Genomic DNA, 20,638 nt, shown 5'->3' with positions numbered 1-20,638 from the left:
CCTACGGGCGGGTGCCGTTGTAGGCCGGATAAGGCATTAATGCCGCCACCCAGCAAAAGCGCTTACCTTAACGATAAGTGCTTTGGTGTTCAAGCCTTGAGCGATCAGGCTATGCCAGTTGTGACTGTAAATGTCCGGGTGTGCTGCGGTTCTATTTCAATCAAGGTGCCATTGCGTTGTGCTGCCAGGAATCCTTCAGGTCGACAGGTTGCAGGCAAGGCGAATGCCGCAACCTGCTGATCGCCGTTATAGAGGATCCAACGCGTCACATAATTCAGCTCCGTGCTGGAGAAACGCGTAACGAACGTGGTGCCATCAGGCGCGATCATGCTAAATTCCGGCTTATCGGTGTATCTGTCCAGTTGGTCAGCAAAGAAGACAATTTCCGGATCGTAAAAATGCGGTTCATTGAGCCGCGCCAGAGAAGCCTCGCCCTGAACAATCCGCTGATTAAACGCCAGCCACTGCTCAGTCGGCTTAACATGCGCGGGTATCGACTCACGCAGCTTCATGGCCTCATCCGGAATATTCTGGCTGAAGGTGGCTTCCGGTACGTAGGCATAGTTCATATGGCACATGTACTGCAACGGCATTGCCACTGAGGCGAGGTTGGTAACCGCCATCTGAATATCAAACAGCGCGCTCGCTTTGTGCATTACCACCGCAGGATGCGCCTGATAATGATGACCGAACCCCATCACATACTCATAGCGTCCAGCCACGCGCAAATTCTCACCCTCCAGCTCCAGCCAGGCTTCATCCATCGCGGCACAAGCCATTTCACCGTGCAAAGGATGTGAATCCTCTGGTGATGGGCAGCCATTTGCCAACAGACCTGAGTGGAAGGCAAAACAGCCGTAGGTCGCCACCACTTCCGCCGCCGGTTTCGGCTGACTGAACATGTTACGCATGGTCAGGTCATGGCCATCAAACTGAGCATCCCAGATCATCTGCCCCATCCAGGGCAGAATAACCAGATGTCCACGACTGTTTTCTACCTTCAGCCCTTCCACTCCGCTGGCGTAACGAAATGCGGTAACCGTGAAGTCGTTATTCTTCAGTAAGATTCGCGGATGCTCTGCAAAGAGTTCTCGCCACAGCGTTATACGTGTTGTCATGATCGCTCTCCTCAGGAAACTGTCGCTTCAGCCAGGTTGTTGCGCACTTTGCTTTCACGCCAGAAGTAGATACCGACGTACACGAAGCACAGCATGGAAACCAGGAACGAAAGTTGCAATGAATGGAACATATCGGCCACATAGCCCTGAATCGCCGGAACCACCGCCGCGCCGACAATCGCCATGACAATGACGGCACCCGCCATTTCGGTATGCTCGTTATCCACGGTATCAAGCGTACCCGCATAGATTGTCGCCCAGCAGGGTCCAAACAGGACACTCACCAGCACTGCGACATACACAGCGCTGAAGCTTGGCGCCAGTGCAACATAGACGAGGAACAGCGCACCAATAATGGAATAGATAATCAGCACTTTTTCCGGATTGAAGCGCGTCATCAAAATGTTGGCGATAAACTTGCCGATAAAGAAGCAGGCGAAGCTATAGACCATGAAGGTTGAGGCGTCGCGCTCGTTGATATCACCTAATTCCAGTGCCAGACGGATGGTGAATGACCACACCGCGACCTGCATCCCCACATAAAGAAATTGCGCCACAATTCCACGACGGAAACGGGCATTGCTGGCCAGATAACGCAGTGTATCCATCGCTGACGGGCGTTTATGACTCGTGGTTTGCGCGACTTTACAGGTCGGGAAGCGAGTCAGCAGGAATAACACCATCACCACAACCAGTACCATAATCATGTACTTGTATGGCTCAAGGGTATTTTCCAGCATCAACACTTTAAAGTTATGGATCTGCTCAGCGTTCATCCCGGCCATCTGTTTTTCCAGGCTTTCACCTTCAGAGAAGACCAGATATTTACCTAGCAGAATGCCAGCAGCCGCACCAATAGGATAAAAAGTCTGACTGATGTTCAGGCGTAAAGTGGCATACGCTTTTGGGCCGATCATTGAGCTGTAGGTGTTGGCTGCTGTTTCCAGGAAGCTCAGACCAATCGCAATCGCGAAAATCGCCGCAAGGAACATGGTGTAGGTGGCCATGTGCGATGCCGGGAAAAAGAGCGTACACCCAACGATATAAAGGGTCAGCCCCATTAAGATGGCGACTTTATAACTGGTCTTTTTAATCACCAGAGATGCTGGAATCGCAATTAAAAAATAACCGCCATAAAAGGCACTCTGAACTAATGCCGAGGCAAAGTTGCTGAGTGAAAATACGCTTTTGAATTGCGTAATCAGAATATCATTTAATGCGGCTGCGCATCCCCATAATGGGAATAAACAGGATAACAAAATAAACTGGAACAGAGGGGTCTTATTCAAATAGCCGTCAGGCATCTGAATGATGTTTTTATCGTTCATAGTGCTACCTTTTACAGTGCAGGAGTATTATTCGTTTAAGGTAAGAAACTCATTAAATTGTTCGATGCTTGGATAAGATGATTGAGTGCCTTTCCCGGTAACGCTGAAAGCAGCGAAGAGAGCGGCTTTTTTCATGGCGGCTTCCACATCACCGCTTTGAACGTAATAGTGAGCAAAACAACCGATGAAAGCATCGCCTGCGCCACTGGTATCGACAGCGTTCACTTTAAACGCTGGAACATGGACTTCCTGGTCACGCGTCATCCACAGCGCACCTTTCTCACCCATGGTGACGATAATATTGTTCAGACCTTTATCAACCAGAGAACGTGCCGCTGCGCGAATATGGTCATAAGTATCTACTGGCATACCGGTTAATATTTCCAGCTCGGTTTCATTCGGCACAAAAAAATCACATTTACAGGCATAAGACATATCTAATTCCCGTAATGCAGGGGCGGGATTTAGTAACACTTCAATACCGTGTTTTTTGCCAAATTCAATCGCGTGATAAACGGTTTCCAGCTGCACCTCCAGTTGCAGGACAATAAGCTGACATTTTTTCAGATCTTCCGCCGCACGATCGATATCTTCCGGGGAGAGAAATTTGTTCGCTCCTTTAATAATCAGAATACTGTTGCTGGAGTTCGCATTAACAAAGATCGGTGCGACACCGCTGCTGGTGCAGGGTACCTTTTCGACATAGGTGGTATTAATTCCCCAGGATTCGAGATTGCGAATAGTGTTATCCGCAAAAATATCATCACCGACTTTTGTCAGCATCAGCACTTTGGAATTGAGCTTAGCGGCCGCAACGGCCTGATTTGCGCCTTTGCCCCCGCAGCCAATTTTGAACGCCGGTGCTTCCAGCGTTTCCCCTTCTTTGGGCATCTGGTTGATGTAGGTGATGAGATCCACCATGTTGGAGCCAATAACCGCGATATCCATTTTACTACCTCTCAGAAACAATCACACAACAATGATATTAAAATAACATTATCATGTTACTTTCGTATCATTTGTGACTAGGATCGCGATTGGAAGATCATTTTATTGTTTATTTATTGCACTAAATGTTACACCCACATCACAATACAAATGATGAAGTTGCTTACAATTGACTGAAAATTAACTGGTTATAATCAATAAAACGTGAAAAAACACGCTTTTATTTCCGGATAGTCAGACGTATAGTAATGCGGCAATGTCATGTTCTCAGAAACACAAAAATGTTACTGAAGGAACATGGGAACATGATTCGTGGAGAAGCACATGGAAACTAAGCAAAAAGAACGTATTCGACGTCTGATGGAATTGTTGAAGAAGACCGACCGAATCCATCTGAAAGAGGCGGCACGAATGCTGGAAGTTTCCGTGATGACTATTCGTCGGGATCTCAGTCAGGATGACGAACCGTTACCACTCACGCTGCTCGGTGGTTACATTGTGATGGTGAACAAACCTGCTGCCATCGTTAACGCGCCACTCCCCGCGCAAAAACAGTATCACCGCGACGATTTACCGGTTGCCATTCTGGCTGCGGGACTGGTGAGTGAAAATGATCTGGTCTTTTTTGATAATGGTGCGGAAATGCCGTTGGTGGTCAGCATGATCCCGGACGATATTTCCTTTACCGGGATTTGCTACTCGCACCGGGTGTTCGTAGCGCTAAATGAAAAGCCCAACGCCACAGCGATTCTTTGCGGGGGGACCTACCGGGCGAAAAGTGACGCCTTTTACGACACCAGCAATCCCTCCCCGCTGGATGCACTCAACCCACGGAAAGTCTTTATCTCCGCCAGCGGAGTCCATGAGCATTTCGGCGTTAGCTGGTTCAATCCGGACGATCTGGCCACAAAACGCAAAGCGATGGAACGCGGATTACGCAAAATTCTGCTGACGCGCCACGCCCTGTTCGATGAGGTCGCCCCCGCCAGCATTGGTCCACTCTCCACCTTTGACGTACTGATAAGCGACCGTCCGTTACCGGCAGATTACGCAACCCACTGCCGGAACGGCTCTGTCAAAGTGATCACCCCGGATTCAGACGGCGACTAACTCACTCAAAGAACACGGTAATTTTGTTAAACATCGACGGATCGGACTGGTTGCGGGCCACTTTCACCACATCTTCCAGCTTGTCGATCTGGCTTATCATCTGCTCAAGACGTTGATCGTCGTTGACCAGTAGCCAGATGCGGCTCTTATCGCTGTCCTGAATCGGTAGACAGAGAATGCCTTCTACGTTGAACGCGCGGCGGGCGAACAGCCCGCAAACGTGAGTCATTACGCCCGGATGGTTGCGTACGGTGAGTTCCAGGATTACGTTGTCATGTGTCTGCTGTTGCATGGCTTATTCCCCCACCATTTCTGTGTTTGCCGCACCCGGCGGCACCATCGGGTACACTTTTTGTTCGGCATCGATGCGCACGTGGATCAGCGCAGGCCCAGGGCGATTAATAATCTCCTGCAACGCTGCCTGTGGGTCCGCTTCGTTATTCAGATCGCAGGTTTCGAGACCAAACCCGGCGGCTATCTGCATAAAGTTAATCATCCCCGGATAGGTCGCGGCAAAAACACCCTGCTTATAGAACAGACTCTGCTGCTGATATACAAGACCCAACGCTTCGTTATTCATCAGGATGATTTTAATATCCAGCTGATTTTCGCTGGCTGTCGCCATTTCCTGAATATTCATCATCAGGCTGCCGTCGCCGGAGAAGCACAGCACTTTCTTGTCTGGATTGGCCAGCGCTGCACCGATTGCCGCTGGCAGGCCAAAGCCCATAGTTCCCAGACCGCCGGAGGTCAGCCACTGACGCGGACGGTTCAGCGGATAAGCCTGTGCCGCCCACATCTGATGCTGGCCTACGTCGGTGGTGATAATAGCGCTATCGTCTACGCAGGCAGCCACGGCGTTGATCAATCCATAGTGGCTGAGCGGGTCGCTTTCCTGCGGAATAGTGCAAGGGAATTCACGTTGTAAATCGGCCACCGTCTGATGCCACGACTCTCGCGGCTGCGCGTCAATTAATGGGATCAATTGCGCCAGAACCTCATCGACATCCGCCTGAATCGCCACGTGCGGTTGTTTGATTTTACCCAGCTCCGCGCGGTCGATATCTACGTGAATGATTTTGGCGTTCGGGCAGAACTGCTCCGTTTTACCAATCGCCCGGTCATCAAAACGTGCGCCCAGAACAATCAATAAATCCGCTTCTTGCAGAATAAAGTTAGTGCTACGCGCGCCGTGCATGCCCAGCATGCCTAACGACAGCGGATGGGCTTTCGGCAACATACCGAGCGCCATTAAGGTCATAGTGGTGGGCAGCATCGCTTTTTCCGCCAGTTCACGCACGCGCTCAGGTGCGTTAATCACGCCGCCGCCGAGGTACAGCACCGGACGCTGTGCGGCGTTAATCATGGCTGCGGCATCGCGAATGCTGTCCTGGCTGAACGCTGGTGCCGCCATTTTCTGCGCAGGCTCCGGCATCTCTTCAATGTCAAAAACGGCGGTTTGAATATCCTTAGGAATGTCTATCCACACCGGGCCTGGACGTCCGGACTGTGCAATGCGGAACGCATCGCTCATGACCTGCGGTAATTCACTGATATGGCGGACCAGATAGTTGTGCTTAGTGATGGGGATAGAGATGCCGTAGGTGTCGACTTCCTGGAAGGCGTCGGTGCCAATCATTGAGGCCGGAACCTGCCCGGTGATACACACCAGCGGGATGGAATCCAGACGCGCATCGGCAATGGCGGTCACCAGATTGGTTGCGCCCGGTCCGCTGCAGGCCATACAGACGGCGGGTTTGCCATCGGTTCTCGCCATTCCCTGAGCGATAAACCCTGCTCCTTGCTCGTGGCGCGCCAGGATATGACGGATTTGCGTGCTTTGACTTAAGGCGTCATAGACGGGAAGAATCGATCCGCCGGGAATACCGGTAACAACCTGAATTCCCTGGCGTTCCAGGAAATGAACGATGAATTCTGCGCCCGTAAAACGCGTACGCTTGGATGTTATGCCCGAACTTGCCATGCTCCAGTCCTTTTATTCTGGGCCTTTGCTCCGGGCAGGTCTCTGAAACGAAAAACCCCGCCCGGTTTGCGCCGGCGGGGTTTTGGAATCGTGTGTTGATTCGGACCCTACGGCGCATTGCCGACGACCACCACCACACGCACGACGACCGCTGCGCGAGATGGCGCAGTTTTTAGTAGGGTCGCAGTCAGCATGGAAGGGTTCATTAGGGACCTGTCTGTTTGTTGATTAACTGGATTTATACAAACACAGGTTTTTCAGCGTGACAATGGAAAAATTTTCATCTGCATAAAAATGCGTCAACGATCACATTTCGTTGTGCATTGCTGAAAAACAAAAAACCCCGCCGGAGCGAGGTTTTTTTCAATGCTGTGCGGTTGGTAGCCGCCGAACACACTGTGTTATGTCAACGAAAAAAGTATACGCGTTCTGCGAAGAACACGCAATTTCGGCACGAATTTTGATGGTTTTGAGTATGGAACATGAATAGCGTAACGTCCATAAAATACTGTTAATTTATACAGTATTTATCTATAATGTCTCGGTACGCAATGTGTTATGCGGGGGCCGCATCGTAAACCGGCGCATCAAAGTCCTGGCTGAAACGGGTGGTGCCGTCAGCGCCTTAACCCCCGTGTGAGCACACTGTGTTATGTCAACAAAGGTGCTGGCAACAGGCAGCGGCGAGGTACGTCAGCACCGTGCTCCTTGTACCAAAAGGAGAGCGTATGAGCCTCGTGGATATCGCTATTCTTATCCTCAAACTCATTGTTGCAGCACTGCAACTACTTGATGCTGTTCTGAAATACGTTAAGTAATTCGGATTCAAGTCGCACCTAAGGGGGGCGGGTAACACTCCGCTCCCCTTTCACCTTCTCCCTGGTGCTTGTGTCGCGCCAATATGTTACGTTTTTATGACATTCTCAGGGAAGAATTCCACCATGACGCTTTCTGTTTTCTGCATTTTGCTGTTCGCCGCGCTGCTGCATGCCAGCTGGAATGCCATTGTTAAAGCTGGAAACGATAAACTGTACTCAGCGATCGGTGTCAGCGGTTCTGCTGCAATTATGGCATTGATTTGCTTACCCTTTGCGCCGCAACCTTCCGCCGCCAGCCTGCCGTTTTTAGCCGTCTCAACTGCGTTGCAAATTGTATATACCGTCCTGGTCGCCAAAACCTATCAGGTTTCGGATATGAGCCAGACCTATCCGTTAATGCGCGGCACAGCGCCACTACTGGTCGCAATTATCAGCGTCCTGTTTCTTGGCGATAGCCTCTCTGTTCTAGCCTGGGTGGGGATTGCCACGATCTGTCTGGCGATCCTCGGCATGGCGTTTAACGGACGCAGCAGCTCGCAACGCGGGATCGTGCTGGCGCTCATTAACGCCTGCTTTATCGCCGGATATACGCTGGTTGATGGCACCGGCGTACGTTTATCTGAAACCGCGCTGGGTTATACGCTGTGGACCTTCTTTCTGAACGGCTCCTGCCTGCTGGGCTGGGCGATGATTGCCCGACGCCGGGAAGCGTCACGTTATCTGGTACAACAGTGGAAAAAAGGTATTCTTGGCGGGATTGGCACAATGGGTTCTTACGGTCTGGCGCTGTGGGCCATGACTCAGGCTCCGTTGGCGGTAGTCGCTGCGCTGCGTGAAACTTCCATCCTGTTTGGCGCGCTGCTCGCGTGGCTGCTACTGAAAGAGAAGGTTGCCGGAATACGTCTCGTTGCGGCTGGAGGCATTGCCATAGGCGCAGTTTTGCTACGCTTATCATGACCTCTGTAAACCCGATGCAATCCGGCAACATTTGTTGCCGCTTTTTGTTTACATTTCCTGCCGTCCATCGTTTAAACATTCCAGCCCACTATCTGGTCTTCTTTTTCTGTTGTGGTAGATTCCACGCGCATTTACGGGAAAGTGCAGCACCTTATTCTTATTTTTTCACTTTTTTAAAAGTAATCAGCGAAATGAAAAGGCATAGAAGCGTCAATTTGTTGTTGATGTTGGTATTACTGGTGGCGGTAGGTCAGATGGCGCAAACCATTTATATCCCCGCGATTGCTGATATGGCGCGTGAACTGAACGTTCGCGAAGGGGCGGTGCAAAGCGTGATGGCCGCCTATCTGTTGACCTATGGCCTGTCACAACTGATTTACGGCCCACTTTCCGATCGCGTTGGCCGCCGCCCGGTGATCCTCGCCGGGATGTCCATTTTTATGCTGGCTACGCTGGTCGCCATAACCACTCACAGCCTGACGGTATTGATTATCGCCAGCGCAATACAGGGGATGGGAACGGGCGTCGGTGGTGTGATGGCGCGAACGTTACCGCGCGATTTGTATGAAGGCACGCAGTTACGCCACGCTAATAGCCTGTTAAACATGGGGATTCTGGTCAGCCCACTGCTGGCGCCATTGATTGGCGGTATGCTGGATACCCTGTGGAACTGGCGTGCCTGTTACATCTTTCTGCTGGTGCTGTGCGCAGGCGTCACGTTTAGCATGGCGCGCTGGATGCCAGAAACGCGCCCCGCAGGTGCGCCGCGTCCACAGCTTATCGCCAGCTACAAAACGCTGTTTGGCAACAGCTCTTTCACCTGTTACGTGCTGATGCTGATCGGCGGCCTGGCGGGCGTTGCGGTCTTCGAAGCCTGTTCCGGGGTGTTGTTAGGCGCGCGTCTCGGCTTAAGCAGCATGGTGGTCAGTATCCTGTTTATTCTGCCCATTCCGGCGGCGTTTTTTGGTGCCTGGTTCGCCGGTCGCCCGAATAAGCGTTTCTCGACGCTAATGTGGCAGTCGGTTATCTGCTGTCTGGTCGCCGGTTTGATGATGTGGATCCCTGGTCTGTTCGACGTGATGAACGTCTGGACACTGCTGGTTCCCGCCGCACTGTTTTTCTTCGGCGCCGGGATGCTGTTTCCGCTGGCAACCAGCGGCGCAATGGAGCCTTTCCCGTTCCTGGCCGGTACTGCTGGTGCGCTGGTTGGTGGATTACAGAACATTGGTTCCGGCGTGCTGGCGTGGTTCTCTGCCATGCTGCCGCAGACCGGGCAAGCCAGTCTGGGCCTGCTGATGACCCTTATGGGGCTGTTGATTTTTGTTTGCTGGCTTCCGCTGGCGTCACGCGTGTCGCATCAGGGACAGGCGGTTTAAGCGTATGATGGCCCGGCTTCTCGCCGGGCTTTTCACACTCAGGGGCAATCATGGTATTCAACAACGGCTCCAGCGCCGGTCTCCATGCCCCTTCCTCACCATCATAGAACTGCGTATCCGCATTGATAGCATAGGGAATTTTCGCTTTCTTCAGCTCGCAAGCCATAAAGCGGGCAAACGCCATTTGCGAGGCAGAAGGCGCATTCCTGATGGTTTCTCCCGGCGACCAGCCTCCTACCCAACTAACATGACCGGTTTTCTGCTGCCAGTGAATGGCGGTATTGATACGGGCGCGAATGGCGGCCTTTTCTGCCGCTGTCCCTGAGGTCCACGGGTATTTACCGTTATTTTTCAGCGGCCCCCACGGGAAAATATGCCATTGGGCCAGCACGGTATTCTGACTTTGCGGCGGCAACTTTAGGTTGGGCAAATCTTCAGGAGCGGCATGCAGTTTCGGCGCGATAAATATCATTCGCTGTGGATCGATGGCATGGATGGTACGGATGGTTTTGTCATACACCCTATTGAGCGACGCCTGATTATGGTTGAGCTTATCGGCAGGTTCATAAATCAGGTCGAAACCCAGCAACGGCGAGCTTTGGCCAAAGTAATGCGCCACCGCCACCCACCAGTTAACCACCTCTTTTTCGTTACTGGCACTGGGGTCTTTTTTATACTCGTCAGCCTGATAGGCGATTATCGGGATCACGCCATACTGCTCGCAGGCTTCCACCAGCTTGCGCAGATGAATGAGCCGCGCCTCCGTAGGCTCACCCGCCACGCGAATGCGCACGTGGGTCAACCCTTTCGCCTTATAATCCCGCACCACCAGCGGCTCGAATTCACGGATGCCCCGATCGGTACGCGCCCAATCTACGTTCATCCCAACCCCAAGCTGCTGCACATACTGCGCCGCCGTCAACACAGGTTGCGCGGCACACACGGTGGCGCTGGCCAACAGTAAAAGGGAAACAATCGGCTTTAACACGGTCGTCCTTACGCAAATCATCAGGAGTGATATCACGTATTTAGCACGCTTTTTCACTTTCCGTGTAGAGCGAAAGCGTAAAAAATATTCGCGACCCGCTTATTTAACCTGCTCCTGTAGCCAGCCAATAAACGCCTCGATTTTCGGCCACTGCCTGCCGGGCAGCGTGGTGATGTAGTAATGCTGATGACATTTCAGCGCCATATCGCCAAAAGGCGCAATCAATTCTCCGCTGTCGAGGCGTTTTTGCACCAGCCGTTTTCGGCCCATCGCTACGCCGATATGGTTCATTGCCGCAATCACTGCTAAATCAGAACGATCAAAACCAATCCCCGACGATGTCGGCAAATTCGCCGCAAAATTCTGCGCCCAACTGTGCCACTCATCGGTCCCGGAATCGTTACTCCACGCCTGTCTGTCGTGCAGCAACGTACAGTGCGGCAAATTCACCAGCGAACCGGTAAGGTCATGGCGGCGGGCGTAGTCCGGGCTGCACACCGGCAGGATCTCTTCATCCATCAGGAAGTGATGCGTGAGTTGCGCGGAGGGTGCATCGTCAAAATAGATGGCGAGATCGATACCCGCACGCTGTAGATTGACGTTGTCGTTCCCGGTCAACATGGTTAGCGAAATTGACGGGTAGCGACGGGTAAAGTCGCCGAGCGCCGGAACCAGCCAGCACTGGGCGATAGAAGGCCGTGAGTAGACGGTGAGCGTCCCCGAGAGCTCCTGATTCTTAATATCAAGAATCTCCTGGTTGAGCGTGTCCAGTGACGACTTCAGCGCCCAAAATACCCGTTTGCCCTCATGAGTGAGTTCCACTTTGCGATGAGAACGAACAAATAATTGGATGCCAAGCTCATCTTCAAGCTGATTTATGCGATGGCTGACGGCGCTGGGGCTCAATGACAGCTCGTCTGCCGCCAGCGCAAACGACTGATGCCGGGCCGCCACTTCAAAAGTATACAGCTTTGACAGCTGCCAGCCGTTGAGCAGCCGGTTTCTGACTTCGCGTAGGGGATCCATTCTCACCTCCTTTCCTTCTGATTCATGCGCTGGAGTGTAAAAAAGTTCGCTGCAAAAATCAGCTCAAAGGTGAACCAGAGTGAACCATATCGCATAAACAAAGCACAATTAGACATAAATCACTCATTTGATGCAATCTGGCTCATGTGAATGGGGATTTATATCGTTTGTCAGACCATGCCTTATTTTTGTCCAATAACCCTATATTAATCACAGGGCAAGGTGAGTTATGCACTCTCAAATCTGGGTTGTGAGCACGCTGCTGATAAGCATCGTGTTAATCGTTTTGACCATCGTGAAGTTCAAATTCCACCCGTTTCTGGCGCTACTGTTAGCCAGCTTCTTCGTGGGTACGATGATGGGCATGGGGCCGTTGGATATGGTCAATGCCATTGAGAGTGGCATCGGCGGTACGCTGGGCTTCCTCGCCGCGGTTATCGGCCTTGGGACCATTCTGGGCAAAATGATGGAAGTGTCCGGCGCAGCCGAACGCATTGGCCTGACGCTGCAGCGCTGCCGCTGGCTATCCGCCGACGTCATTATGGTTCTGGTTGGACTGATTTGCGGGATCACGCTGTTTGTTGAAGTCGGCGTGGTGCTGTTGATTCCACTGGCCTTTTCAATTGCCAAGAAAACCAATACTTCATTACTGAAGCTGGCGATTCCGCTGTGTACGGCGCTGATGGCGGTGCACTGCGTGGTACCACCGCATCCGGCTGCCCTGTTCGTGGCGAACAAGCTGGGCGCAGACATTGGCACCGTGATTGTCTACGGCTTACTGGTCGGCTTGATGGCCTCGCTGATAGGCGGTCCTCTGTACCTGAAATTCCTGGGTAACCGTCTGCCGTTTAAACCGGTTCCGGCTGAGTTTTCTGACCTTAAAGTGCGTGACGAAAGTACGCTACCGTCGCTGGGTGCTACGCTGTTTACCGTTCTGCTGCCGATTGGCCTGATGCTGGTAAAAACCGTCGCTGAGCTGAACATGGCGAAAGGCAGCACGGTATATACGCTGCTGGAGTTTATTGGTAACCCGATCACCGCGATGTTTATTGCCGTTTTCGTTGCCTATTACATTCTCGGCCTGCGTCAGCACATCGGTATGGGTACGTTGCTGACCCACACTGAAAACGGTTTTGGCTCCATCGCTAACATTCTGCTGATTATCGGCGCAGGCGGCGCGTTCAACGCTATCCTCAAGAGCAGTGGGCTGGCGGATACTCTTGCGCTGATCCTCTCGAACATGCATATGCACCCGATTCTGCTGGCGTGGCTGGTGGCGTTAATCCTGCATGCCGCGGTGGGTTCCGCCACGGTGGCAATGATGGGCGCCACGGCAATCGTTGCACCGATGCTGCCGCTCTATCCCAACGTCAGCCCGGAGATCATCGCCATTGCTATCGGTTCCGGCGCTATTGGCTGCACGATCGTTACCGATTCCCTCTTCTGGCTGGTGAAGCAATACTGCGGTGCCACCCTGAATGAAACGTTTAAATACTATACGACCGCGACATTTATCGCGTCCGTGATTGCACTGGCTTGCACATTCCTGCTTTCCTTTATTATCTAAGCGCAAAGAGACTGACTATGGAAAACATTCAAACACTTATCGCCCAGTATCCTTTAGTGGAAGATCTGGTTGCTCTCAAGGAGACAACCTGGTTTAACCCTGGCACCACCTCTCTTGCGGAAGGTTTACCGTATGCTGGCCTGACTGAACACGATGTTCAGGATGCTCACGCCCGTCTGACGCGCTTTGCGCCGTACCTGGCAAAGGCATTCCCGGAAACCGCGGCCACCGGCGGCATTATTGAATCTGAGCTGGCCGCGATTCCGGCCATGCAAAAGCGGCTGGAGAAAGAGTACGGGCAGCGCATCAATGGCGAAATTCTGCTGAAGAAAGACAGTCACCTGCCAATTTCTGGCTCGATTAAAGCCCGTGGTGGCATTTATGAAGTACTGACCCACGCGGAAAAACTGGCGCTGGAAGCCGGTCTGCTGACCACACAAGACGATTACAGCGTTCTGCTTTCGCCCGAATTCAAACAGTTCTTTAGCCAGTACAGCATCGCGGTAGGCTCCACCGGTAATCTCGGCATGTCGATTGGTATAATGAGCGCCCGTATCGGCTTTAAGGTGACGGTGCATATGTCGGCCGACGCCCGCGCATGGAAAAAAGCCAAACTGCGCAGCCACGGTGTAACGGTCGTGGAGTATGAAGAAGATTACGGCGTGGCGGTTGAACAAGGCCGTAAGGCGGCGGAGTCCGATCCAAACTGCTTCTTTATCGATGATGAAAATTCCCGCACGCTGTTTTTAGGCTATGCGGTGGCCGGACAGCGCTTAAAGGCGCAGTTTGCCCAGCAGGGACGCGTGGTGGATGCAGACCATCCACTGTTTGTTTACCTGCCATGCGGCGTCGGCGGTGGCCCTGGCGGCGTGGCGTTTGGCCTGAAGCTGGCGTTTGGCGATAACGTGCACTGCTTCTTCGCAGAACCAACCCATTCACCGTGCATGCTGCTGGGGATTTATACCGGACTGCACGATACGATTTCCGTGCAGGATATTGGCATCGACAACCTGACGGCGGCTGATGGGCTGGCTGTCGGCCGTGCGTCTGGCTTTGTTGGCCGGGCAATGGAACGTCTGCTCGACGGTCTGTACACCCTGGACGATCAGACGATGTACGACATGCTGGGCTGGCTGGCGCAGGAAGAAGGTATTCGCCTCGAACCGTCAGCGCTGGCAGGGATGGCCGGTCCGCAACACGTTTGCGCCTCTGCTGACTATCAGCACATGCACGGCTTCAGCGCGGATCAGCTCAATAACGCCACTCATCTGGTGTGGGCGACCGGCGGTGGAATGGTCCCGGAAGATGAAATGGCGCAGTATCTGGCCAAAGGACGTTAAATACAGCTGAGCTTAACGCAGCATCGCCATCAGTTCCATCGGTGAGCGATGTTGCTTAAGCAGGTCACGCATCACGCGCATATGCGGCGCGGTATGGTTGAAGAAAGCCTGATAGCCTGCACACAGCACGCCCTTTCCATTTTCCTCGCAGTACGCAGGACAATCACCGTGGTAATATTGAAACAATGAGCATGTCTGGCAACGCGTATTCATTGATGACATGGTCTGTCGTTCAATCTGTGCCGTCAGACCACACCACTGGCGAAGCGTTTTATCGAAAAGCTGGATAGATATCTGATTAATATCTTCACGTACCCAGATATCAAATATCGTAATTAAAAATCGGCCCCACGCCTCAGACGTAACCGATTCGTCTGTCAGATGACCTGAACCATCGTGCTTAACCAGCGGAATAAACTGTACCAGGCGAACATTTCCTTGTTGCAAACCACGGTACACTTCAACCGGTTGTAAACACTTCTGATGGTCAATCACCACGTTTAAAACATCATCACTAACATCCATGTTCTCACATCCTGTCATGCAAAATTCCCGATAAATACGATAAGTTGGCGAACATGCGTTACAGCAAACAGCATTGCGAGGGATAACACCGCGAGGGAGATCATAAATTTGTCACGCACCGCGCGAGATTCAGAAAAATCGCTATGACTCACATCCATCAGATTACGGCTACGGGTGTAGCGCCAGAGGATAATCGCCACTATCGCCAGCACAACTATCGATATCCAGAACAGCACTCCCGCCTGGTGCCAGTTGTGCTTAATCGCCAGCGCCATTAACGCGCCATAGCCCAACAACGTGCGAAACCAGGCCAGTGAAGTCCGCTCCGGTTGTAACCCCGGGTCAGCGATGCGTCGCGATTTGCGGCTATCCGGCATACAGCACCAGCGTCATGACAATCACCGCCACAATAGTCAGCATGACGCTGATAATCAGCAGGCTGTGGGTGTAGGGCAAGTCTTCTTTCAGTCGCATCGCCTTTTCGTTACGTAGCCAGCGCAGATAGCCGTAGATCGCCAGACCGCCGGCAAACAGACACAGCAACAAGGCAAGCGCCTCACGGATGACCGGCGTGGCAAAATCCGGGGCCAGTTGATCAAGGCCAACCCCCGCCGCCAGAAACCCGAGCGCGGTGCGGATCCACGCCAGAAAGGTACGTTCATTTGCCAGCGAGAAGCGATAATCCGGTGCTTCTCCAAGGCGAGAAATCTTCATGACAGCTCCTTAAATATTGTTGTCTGGTCGTTATACCGGAACAGTTAAGGAGTATGAACCTGATTCTCAAACGAGAGGGCGAGTCGGGTGATGAGACAATGGGAAAGAGAGAGGGTGTTTGTAATGCCGGATGGAGAGTTGCGTTTTATCCGGCCTACAGGAGATGCAGGCCGGATAAGTCAGTTTTAACCTAATCCCCAGAAGAGCACCGCCAACAGTTGCGGGGTGATAATCCTCAAGAACATGACCAGCGGATAAACGGTAGCGTAGGAGAGCGCTGCTGCCCCGCTGGTGGCATGCAGGTTATTAGCAAACGCCAGAGCCGGGGGATCGGTCATTGAGCCAGCCAACATACCGCACAGCGTCAGATAGTTCATTTTGGCAAAGATTCGCGCCAGCAAGCCCACGGTAATGAGCGGAATCGCGGTAATGAAAATACCGTAACCCACCCAGCTCAGACCATCTCCCTGTGTTAGGGTATCGACAAAATCACCGCCTGACTTCAGACCCACCACCGCAAGAAACAGCACGATACCCAACTCTCGCAACGCCAGGTTAGCGCTGGGAGGCATAAACCAGTACAGCTTACCGATGCTACCAATACGCCCCAGGATCAGGGCCATAATCAGCGGCCCGCCGGCCAACCCCAGTTTCAACGCCACCGGGAACCCCGGGATGAACAGCGGGATTGAACCCAGTAGAACACCCAGCCCGATACCGATAAATACCGGCAGCATCTGCACCTGCTGCAGTTTTTGCTGCGCGTTACCCACAACATTGGCAACGGCATCAATGGACGCGGGACGCCCCACCAGATTGAGGATATCCCCGAATTGCAGGCTGGCGTCACTGCTGGCTACCAGCTCAACACCCGCACGGTTCAGGCGGGAAATCACCACGTCGTAACGTTCTTTAAAGTGCAGGTCGCGGATACGTTTACCCAGCACCTGTTCGTTGGTCACCACCACGCGTTCGACGCGTAAATCGGTACCTCGCGTAGACAGCGATGTGTCTACCTCCTGCCCAATCACCACCTGCGCGTTATGCAGGTCAGCAGGCTGTCCGACCAGGTGTAGCAGGTCGCCCATCTGGATAACAGTCCCTGGCGACGGCACCATCAATGTCTCGTCACGTTTCAGACGCGAGCAGATGATTTTGTCGCTGTTCAGAATCGGGACATCCTGAATCGCCATATTGTTGATGTTTGGGTTTTCCACGCGGATGTTCATCGTCTGAATCAGTGCGTGCCCGTTGGTCAGCGTGGATTCATGCTGCTGGGCTTCAGCATCGACGTTAACGCGGAAAATAAGGCGCATCAGCCACATGGTCAGTAAAATTCCGCAGATGCCGAAAGGATAAGCCATGGCATAGCTCATCCCCATCTGGTCAACCACATCGCCAGGCGTACCTAAATCGCGCAGAATTTGCTGCCCCGCACCTAACGCCGGGGTATTGGTGACCGCTCCAGAGAATATTCCCAGCACCACAGGGAGAGGAATGGCAAAAATCTTATGCAGGATCGCGGTGACCAGGCCACCCATGATGACAATCAGCACAGCAAACAGATTCAGCCGCAGGCCCGAAACGCGCAGAGAAGCAAAAAAGCCCGGCCCCACCTGAATACCAATGGTGTAGACGAAAAGAATCAGGCCAAATTCCTGAATAAAATGCAGCATGTCGCCGCTCAGGGTCATCCCTGCCTGATCGACAAAATGCCCGACGATAATACCGCCGAACAGCACGCCTCCAATGCCAAAACCCACGCCACGTATTTTTATGTTGCCGATCCATAACCCGACAACTGCCACTAATGCCAGAACGCTGACCGTCAATGCTATATCACTCATATCCTGTTCCCTGTGAATAACATCATTAAGTAAATGGATTCTCGCAGAGTACAGTCGCAATGTATGGGTGGTAAAGCACAAAAAAGCCCCGTCATTTCTGGCGGGGCAAAGGCATGGAGCTATTTAACTATCTAATGCAGGACGTTCGCTGATGGCGATACGTTGTGGAGCAATGGTTTCAGGTTCATTCCGGGTCAAATCAATATGCAGCAAGCCGTTAGTGAAGCTTGCGCCGGAGACCTCCATATTTTCAGCCAGCGTAAAGCTCAGGCTGAACGGCTGAGTGACCAGCCCCTGATGCAACCATTTGGTCTCTTTTTCCGGCTGCTGCGGCGTGCCTTTCACGGTCAGGCGCGTGCCTTCCAGTTGAATATCCAGATCTTCCTGGCGGAAACCGGCTAACGCAAGGGTAATGCGGTAGTGGTTATCATCGCTCTTTTCGATGTTATAAGGCGGGAAGCTCTGGCTTTCACCGGTGTTTTGCAAGGCATTGGCCAGTTTGTCAAAACCGATCCATTGACGCAGCAGTGGGGATAAATCGTAGTTACGCATAATAATCTCCTTCTAAGAAGCGAGTAGGTACCTTTCGGCTCCCTGACGGCAAGCCGATGACTTAGCAAGGCCGCCTGAAGCGGCCTACAGAATTAGTTAATTTCGATGCGGCGCGGTTTGTTCGCTTCAGGAATCACGCGCTCAAGATCGATATACAGCAGACCATTTACCAGGTTTGCGCCGCGAACATGAATGTTCTCCGCTAACTGGAACTTGCGTTCAAAGTTGCGCTCGGCAATACCCTGATACAGGTAAGTACGTTCTTTTTGATCGTCCGCATGGGCGCCTTTTACCACCAGCAGATTGTCCTGGGCAGTAATTTCCAGTTCGCTTTCAGCAAAACCGGCAACGGCAATTGCAATGCGGTAATGGTTTTCGTCTACCAGCTCAACGTTGTACGGAGGGTAGCCGCCATTGCTCTGGCCCTGATTGTTTTCCAGCAGGTTAAACAGACGGTCAAAACCAATAGCAGAACGGTACAGCGGGGATAAATCAAAGTTACGCATAATCAATAGCTCCTGAAATCAGCGAGAATAATTGACCTTCCATCATGGACAGGTCAGGTAGCCAGGACACCCATCAGGCATGCCCTTCATTTGTCTACACTCTAAAAATGGGTCTTAATACAAACTTTTCAAGCGTATTCATCTGACTTTTTTTGCAGTTTGTTGTCTATTGCATACACTGGGGGGAGCAGTTGTTCTCGTTAAATCGCGATGGCCGCCACAGTGCGACGAAATGGTGATGTTATTTTCGCAACGGATCGCTTTAACTCACCATGCAAACACGATAAATACAGATGAATAAATGATGATTAAAAAAATGTTGGTAACACTGACGATGTGTAGTGGGATGGCGTTTGTAAGCGGTTGTTCCAGCATCATGTCGCATACAGGTGGCAAAGAAGGGACGTATCCTGGCACGCGAGCCAGTGCCACAATGATTAGCGAAAGTGATACAAACTGGGGAACCAAGTCGCTGGCGATTCTGGATATGCCTTTTACCGCGGTGCTCGATACGGTATTGCTACCTTGGGATCTCTTTCGCAAAGATAACTCGGTGAGATCCCGCGTAGAAAAAAGCGAGGAGAGAACTCAGGCCACGAACGCCGTTATTCCCCCGGCAGAAATGTCTGCTCCATAAATTAACGCCCGGTTTCAGTCACCCACAGCTGGCGGAAACCCTCGACGTCTTCCATCCACGCAACCTGTCGACCATCAGGGGAGAAGACGATCGCATCGGCCGACGGAGGGTTATCATGACGTTCCGTTAAAAAATCAATCTCGCCCGTTTGAACATCACAACAGGCAATTCTGTTCTCCAGTACAAATCCCAGCCATTTCCCCGATGGGTGCCAGTTAAAGGCTGACTGAATATTCGTAGCGCACTGGGTAAGCTGACGCAGCGATCCACCCTGTGGGGAAATCAGCCACAGCTGTACAATACCGTTGTCATCACGCATTAAAAACGCAATCTCAGCTGCCTTTGGATTACTGCGTACCCAGTGGCGAGGCTGATTCACCAGCCCCGGGAAGGCGCGCTCATGGGTAAACGTCAGACGGCGTTGGCGAATACCGGATGGTGGCGCAGGCATGGTCATGTCAGTCCCCTCCAGAGGCGCGTCCCCCGGCTGTTTCCAGCCGCTTTCATTCTGTGGCAAATCAACAATAAACAGCTCCGGTACTTTCTCGCCAGTGGCTGATAGCGTATCACCGATAAACGCCAGCCTGTTTTCTCCAACCCAGCCCTCTTCATAGGCGCGGTTAATCTCATCGCTACCCGGTTTTGGCGTTGGTGTCGTCTGGCTCACCAGCACGCACCAATGGCTGCCACTGTATTCACGCGGATGCTGCGCGGAGACCTTCACCGGGCCATACGGTGCGGCCACACCGACGTTGCGTAAATCGAGCGCCGGAGAGCGCTCATGCAAAACATGGTCGTTATAGGTGAAACTGACAAACTCACCGTTCGGGCTAAAGACATGCACATGACTCCCGCCGCGCAGCGCACCTGGCGTATAGGGCGCGGTAATATCCATTGCATCCAGATTCTCCACCCCAGCCTGCGTAACAATCACCCCACGACGATGATGGAAGTCGTAATGCCATGTTTCATCAGGATTTTCAGGCCCGTGAATGAAGACATATTTTTCCAACTTTGGATGAACGGTCACCACGCCAACGTGCGATCCCTGAGTAGCCCGGTAAATCACTTCCAGCTCGCCAGTATGGATATTGACGCGCTCAATTGCTTCACCGGTAAAGGAAGCGCCGGAAGGGCGCACATCAAAGACCAGCCACTGGCTGTCCGATGTCCAGGTGTTGATATTGGTAAGCTGATGATTACGCGGCGTAAAGGTGATTTGCTTCATGAGATGCCCTGATACAAGACGATTAAAACAATCATACTTCACAAGCACTTCACTTTCAGGCTTTAGCGT

The 20,638-nt window shown here is 52.4% G+C and carries 22 protein-coding genes and 1 other annotated feature; of the genes, 7 read left to right on the top strand and 15 right to left on the bottom strand.

The window, feature by feature from the left end:
• Window positions 1-104: 104 nt before the first annotated feature.
• The 3 genes from OGY68_RS03240 to rbsK are packed head-to-tail and all read right to left on the bottom strand — an operon-like array spanning window position 105 to window position 3,394.
• On the bottom strand, window positions 105-1,118 hold the full coding sequence (locus OGY68_RS03240; protein ID WP_048215247.1) for an aldose 1-epimerase family protein: 1,014 nt from the start codon (window positions 1,116-1,118) through the stop codon (window positions 105-107).
• 11 nt (window positions 1,119-1,129) lie between these two features.
• Complete coding sequence (gene fucP / locus OGY68_RS03235; protein ID WP_057066456.1) at window positions 1,130-2,446, bottom strand: L-fucose:H+ symporter permease; 1,317 nt, start codon at window positions 2,444-2,446, stop codon at window positions 1,130-1,132.
• A gap of 27 nt (window positions 2,447-2,473) precedes the next feature.
• The gene (rbsK, locus tag OGY68_RS03230) at window positions 2,474-3,394 is read right to left on the bottom strand and encodes a ribokinase (protein WP_003827124.1); all 921 of its coding nucleotides are present in this window, start codon (window positions 3,392-3,394) and stop codon (window positions 2,474-2,476) included.
• A gap of 324 nt (window positions 3,395-3,718) precedes the next feature.
• Here rbsK and OGY68_RS03225 point away from each other — a divergent pair, with 324 nt between their 5' ends.
• Window positions 3,719-4,504, top strand: a complete 786-nt coding sequence (locus tag OGY68_RS03225) for a DeoR family transcriptional regulator (RefSeq protein WP_003827122.1) — start codon at window positions 3,719-3,721, stop codon at window positions 4,502-4,504.
• A gap of 1 nt (window position 4,505) precedes the next feature.
• Here OGY68_RS03225 and ilvN read toward each other — a convergent pair whose 3' ends face one another.
• The 3 genes from ilvN to ivbL all read right to left on the bottom strand — a co-directional run bounded on the left by ilvN (window position 4,506) and on the right by ivbL (window position 6,694).
• Window positions 4,506-4,796 (bottom strand): acetolactate synthase small subunit, encoded by a 291-nt coding sequence (gene ilvN, locus OGY68_RS03220; protein ID WP_003023914.1) that lies wholly within the window; start codon window positions 4,794-4,796, stop codon window positions 4,506-4,508.
• A 3-nt stretch (window positions 4,797-4,799) separates the two neighbouring features.
• Window positions 4,800-6,488: an acetolactate synthase large subunit gene (gene ilvB / locus OGY68_RS03215; RefSeq protein WP_048215245.1), complete on the bottom strand. Its 1,689-nt coding sequence runs from the start codon at window positions 6,486-6,488 to the stop codon at window positions 4,800-4,802.
• A gap of 107 nt (window positions 6,489-6,595) precedes the next feature.
• Complete coding sequence (ivbL, locus tag OGY68_RS03210; RefSeq protein WP_003827118.1) at window positions 6,596-6,694, bottom strand: ilvB operon leader peptide IvbL; 99 nt, start codon at window positions 6,692-6,694, stop codon at window positions 6,596-6,598.
• A gap of 522 nt (window positions 6,695-7,216) precedes the next feature.
• Here ivbL and tisB point away from each other — a divergent pair.
• The 3 genes from tisB to emrD all read left to right on the top strand — a co-directional run bounded on the left by tisB (window position 7,217) and on the right by emrD (window position 9,639).
• Entirely contained in the window at window positions 7,217-7,306 is a 90-nt protein-coding gene (gene tisB, locus OGY68_RS03205) for a type I toxin-antitoxin system toxin TisB (RefSeq protein ID WP_003023909.1), read from the top strand.
• Window positions 7,307-7,429: 123 nt separating this feature from the next.
• Window positions 7,430-8,263, top strand: a complete 834-nt coding sequence (locus tag OGY68_RS03200; protein WP_020996046.1) for an EamA family transporter — start codon at window positions 7,430-7,432, stop codon at window positions 8,261-8,263.
• Between the two features lie 191 nt (window positions 8,264-8,454).
• Window positions 8,455-9,639, top strand: a complete 1,185-nt coding sequence (emrD, locus tag OGY68_RS03195) for a multidrug efflux MFS transporter EmrD (protein WP_057067118.1) — start codon at window positions 8,455-8,457, stop codon at window positions 9,637-9,639.
• On the opposite strand, the gene OGY68_RS03190 is transcribed toward emrD, so the two are convergent.
• Together OGY68_RS03190 and dsdC are read right to left on the bottom strand one after the other, a co-directional pair.
• Window positions 9,566-10,648: a cellulase family glycosylhydrolase gene (locus tag OGY68_RS03190; protein ID WP_057067117.1), complete on the bottom strand. Its 1,083-nt coding sequence runs from the start codon at window positions 10,646-10,648 to the stop codon at window positions 9,566-9,568. The two genes, emrD and OGY68_RS03190, sit on opposite strands and share 74 nt — an antisense overlap.
• A 78-nt stretch (window positions 10,649-10,726) precedes the next feature.
• Window positions 10,727-11,653: a DNA-binding transcriptional regulator DsdC gene (gene dsdC, locus OGY68_RS03185; RefSeq protein ID WP_057067116.1), complete on the bottom strand. Its 927-nt coding sequence runs from the start codon at window positions 11,651-11,653 to the stop codon at window positions 10,727-10,729.
• A 229-nt stretch (window positions 11,654-11,882) separates the two neighbouring features.
• Here dsdC and dsdX point away from each other — a divergent pair, with 229 nt between their 5' ends.
• Entirely contained in the window at window positions 11,883-13,220 is a 1,338-nt protein-coding gene (gene dsdX, locus OGY68_RS03180; RefSeq protein WP_003827107.1) for a D-serine transporter DsdX, read from the top strand.
• A gap of 17 nt (window positions 13,221-13,237) precedes the next feature.
• Window positions 13,238-14,560: a D-serine ammonia-lyase gene (dsdA, locus tag OGY68_RS03175; RefSeq protein WP_008786531.1), complete on the top strand. Its 1,323-nt coding sequence runs from the start codon at window positions 13,238-13,240 to the stop codon at window positions 14,558-14,560.
• A gap of 12 nt (window positions 14,561-14,572) precedes the next feature.
• On the opposite strand, the gene OGY68_RS03170 is transcribed toward dsdA, so the two are convergent.
• The 6 genes from OGY68_RS03170 to ibpA form a co-directional block, all read right to left on the bottom strand.
• On the bottom strand, window positions 14,573-15,085 hold the full coding sequence (locus tag OGY68_RS03170; RefSeq protein WP_020996044.1) for a radical SAM protein: 513 nt from the start codon (window positions 15,083-15,085) through the stop codon (window positions 14,573-14,575).
• Between the two features lie 14 nt (window positions 15,086-15,099).
• Complete coding sequence (locus tag OGY68_RS03165; RefSeq protein ID WP_008786533.1) at window positions 15,100-15,462, bottom strand: DUF202 domain-containing protein; 363 nt, start codon at window positions 15,460-15,462, stop codon at window positions 15,100-15,102.
• Window positions 15,452-15,799 (bottom strand): YidH family protein, encoded by a 348-nt coding sequence (locus OGY68_RS03160; protein WP_003023888.1) that lies wholly within the window; start codon window positions 15,797-15,799, stop codon window positions 15,452-15,454. Before OGY68_RS03160 ends, OGY68_RS03165 begins: the two co-directional genes overlap by 11 nt.
• A 185-nt stretch (window positions 15,800-15,984) precedes the next feature.
• Complete coding sequence (locus OGY68_RS03155; protein ID WP_048227364.1) at window positions 15,985-17,646, bottom strand: putative transporter; 1,662 nt, start codon at window positions 17,644-17,646, stop codon at window positions 15,985-15,987.
• A gap of 123 nt (window positions 17,647-17,769) precedes the next feature.
• Window positions 17,770-18,198, bottom strand: coding sequence for a small heat shock chaperone IbpB (gene ibpB / locus OGY68_RS03150; RefSeq protein WP_003827096.1), 429 nt, complete (start codon window positions 18,196-18,198; stop codon window positions 17,770-17,772).
• 92 nt (window positions 18,199-18,290) lie between these two features.
• Window positions 18,291-18,704, bottom strand: a complete 414-nt coding sequence (gene ibpA, locus OGY68_RS03145) for a small heat shock chaperone IbpA (RefSeq protein WP_003023882.1) — start codon at window positions 18,702-18,704, stop codon at window positions 18,291-18,293.
• Window positions 18,698-18,770 (bottom strand) — a sequence feature (ROSE (Repression Of Heat Shock gene Expression) occurs in the 5'-region of heat shock genes and acts as an RNA thermometer to modulate expression.). Its footprint overlaps the gene before it by 7 nt.
• Before the next feature lie 238 nt (window positions 18,771-19,008).
• Between ibpA and OGY68_RS03140 the strand changes: the two genes are divergently transcribed.
• Window positions 19,009-19,341 carry a YceK/YidQ family lipoprotein gene (locus OGY68_RS03140; RefSeq protein ID WP_003023879.1) on the top strand — a complete coding sequence of 111 codons (333 nt, stop codon included), beginning with the start codon at window positions 19,009-19,011 and terminating at the stop codon, window positions 19,339-19,341.
• A gap of 1 nt (window position 19,342) precedes the next feature.
• On the opposite strand, the gene OGY68_RS03135 is transcribed toward OGY68_RS03140, so the two are convergent.
• Window positions 19,343-20,569 carry a YidR family protein gene (locus tag OGY68_RS03135; protein WP_057067115.1) on the bottom strand — a complete coding sequence of 409 codons (1,227 nt, stop codon included), beginning with the start codon at window positions 20,567-20,569 and terminating at the stop codon, window positions 19,343-19,345.
• Window positions 20,570-20,638: the final 69 nt, after the last annotated feature.

The organism is Citrobacter sp. Cpo065 (assembly GCF_030332805.1).
Lineage (GTDB): Bacteria > Pseudomonadota > Gammaproteobacteria > Enterobacterales > Enterobacteriaceae > Citrobacter > Citrobacter portucalensis.
This window is presented reverse-complemented; position numbering and strand designations above follow the sequence as displayed.